We start from the raw sequence: 2,262 nt of genomic DNA, 5'->3' as shown, positions 1-2,262 counted from the left end.
CGCTCGCGCTCGTCGACCGGCGTCGATCCGGTGATCTTCGGCGCGTTCAGGGCCTCGGACAGCTCGTCGAGCTGCTCGAGGTACTGCCCGATCACGAGGATCTGCTCGTTCGGGTGCTTCGCGATCAGGCTGCGCACCACGTCGATCTTGGCCGGGGCGGTGGCGGCGAGACGGTACCGGTCCTCGTCCGCGCTCGCGGCGTACTCGAGCCGCTCGCTCGGCGGCAGATCGACGCGCACCTCGTAGCACGCGGCGGGGGAGATGAAGCCCTGGGCCTCGATCTCCTTCCACGGCGCGTCGAACCGCTTGGGGCCGATCAGGCTGAACACGTCGCCCTCGCGGCCGTCCTCGCGCACGAGCGTGGCGGTGAGGCCGAGGCGGCGGCGAGCCTGCAGGTCGGCCGTGAGCTTGAACACCGGCGCGGGCAGCAGGTGCACCTCGTCGTACACGATCAGGCCCCAGTCGAGGGCGTTCAGCAGCGCGAGGTGCGGGTACTCGCCCTTCCGGCGCGCCGTCAGGATCTGGTACGTCGCGATCGTGACCGGCTTGACCTCCTTGGTCTGGCCGGAGTACTCGCCGATCTCCTCGGGCGACAGCGACGTGCGCTTGAGCAGCTCGTCGCGCCACTGCCGCGCGGACACGGTGTTCGTGACGAGGATGAGCGTCGTCGTCTTGGTCTCGGCCATCGCCGCGGCGCCGACGAGCGTCTTGCCCGCGCCGCAGGGGAGGACGACGACACCGGATCCGCCGTCGTGGAACTTCTCGACGGCCTCGCGCTGATAGGGGCGCAGCGCCCAGCCGTCCTCGTCGAGGTCGATCGGGTGCGGCGTGCCCGGCGTGTAGCCCGCGAGGTCCTCGGCGGGCCAGCCGATCTTGAGCAGCTCCTGCTTGATGTGGCCCCGCGCCCACGCGTCCACCACGTAGGTGTCGGGTGTCGGCTGCGCCACCAGCAGCGGCTGGATGCGCTTGTTGCGCGAGACCTCCGCCAGCACGGCGCGGTCGGTGGACGTCAGCAGCAGCTCGCCGTCCTCCCCGCGCCGGATCGTGAGCCGGCCGTACCGGTTCACGGTCTCGCGGATGTCGACGGAGACCGACGGCGGCACGGGGAAGCGCGACCAGGTGTCGAGCGTCCGCAGCATGTCGTCGGCGGTGTGCCCGGCCGCGCGGGCGTTCCAGAGGCCGAGCCGCGTGATCCGGTACGTGTGGATGTGCTCGGGCGCGCGCTCGAGCTCGGCGAAGATCGCGAGCTCGTGTCGCGCGGTCTCCGCCTCGGGGTGGGCGACCTCCAGCAGCACTGTGCGGTCGCTCTGGACGATCAGGGGGCCATCAGCCATAGCCGACCAGTCTACCGGCGTCGGGAGAGCAGAGGGCGAATCGCCGCCGACGCGCGGGCGGCTCACGCCGGTCGCACCGCCGTGATGCTCTTGACGGGCAGCGTGCGCTCGACGTCGGCACCGCGGTCGAGCCCGCGCAGGCGCCCACCGCCGAGGCCCGTGGCCTCGAGCACGAACGTGCGGGTCGATCCGTCGGGCAGCGACACGTCGACCTCGAGCAGGGCCTTCGCGCGCACGGCGGTCTCGAGCTCGCGCTCCCGCCAGGCGGCATCCGCATCGCCCTTGTGGGCGGCGCGCAGCTGGGCCAGCAGCGCGGCGTAGCGCGCGAGCGGATCGGCGGCGGAGGGGGCGGAGGTGATCCGATTGCGATCGAGCGTCTCGGGTCCGCCCTGCTCATCGAGCGCGACCACGGGGTACTTGGCGTCGGCGAGCGCCCAGTACACGGCCTCGCGCGAGGCGCGCGTGCGGAGCATCCTGCCGTCCTGCACGAGCCCGAGCGGGCGCAGCGCCTGATCCACCGCGATCGTCTCGAGCAGCGCATGGTCGCGGCTGGAGACGATCGTGTGACCGCCTTCGGGCTCCGGCGACACCCGCACCAGCCCATGCCGCTCGGCGATTCGCTGCACGAGGTACTCGAGCGGCTGCGGCACGCCCGTGAGGGAGAGCGAGGAGAGGAACGACAGGATGCTGTCGGAGGTCTCGCCGGCGGACATGGCGCGCGCGATCGACGCCTCCGTGAAGCGGTAGGTCGACGCCTGGGCGTGCGACTCGCGCGTCGCGATGCTCTGCAGCCGCACGTCAAGGGCCGGCGCGAGCGGGCCCGGGGAGATCGCCGTGAGGTCGTTCTGCAGGAAGACCTTGTCGACCTCGTTCGGCAGCAGCGCCACGAGAGCGGCGGGATCCGCGGCGTCGCCCTCGCGCAGCGACG

2 protein-coding genes are annotated in these 2,262 nt (G+C 72.1%); both read right to left on the bottom strand.

Annotated features, from left to right (window positions below; all coding sequences use genetic code 11):
- Window positions 1-1,334: DNA repair helicase XPB (locus RIF89_RS14190; protein ID WP_309069725.1), on the bottom strand; the 1,334-nt coding region annotated here is incomplete at its 3' end.
- Window positions 1,335-1,396: 62 nt separating this feature from the next.
- On the bottom strand, window positions 1,397-2,262 hold an 866-nt coding region (locus RIF89_RS14185; RefSeq protein WP_309069724.1), incomplete at its 5' end, for a helicase-associated domain-containing protein.

Source organism: Microbacterium sp., from assembly GCF_031178525.1.
Taxonomy (GTDB): domain Bacteria; phylum Actinomycetota; class Actinomycetes; order Actinomycetales; family Microbacteriaceae; genus Microbacterium.
Note: the sequence above shows the minus strand (reverse complement) of the source record. Positions and strands in the feature narration are given on the sequence as shown.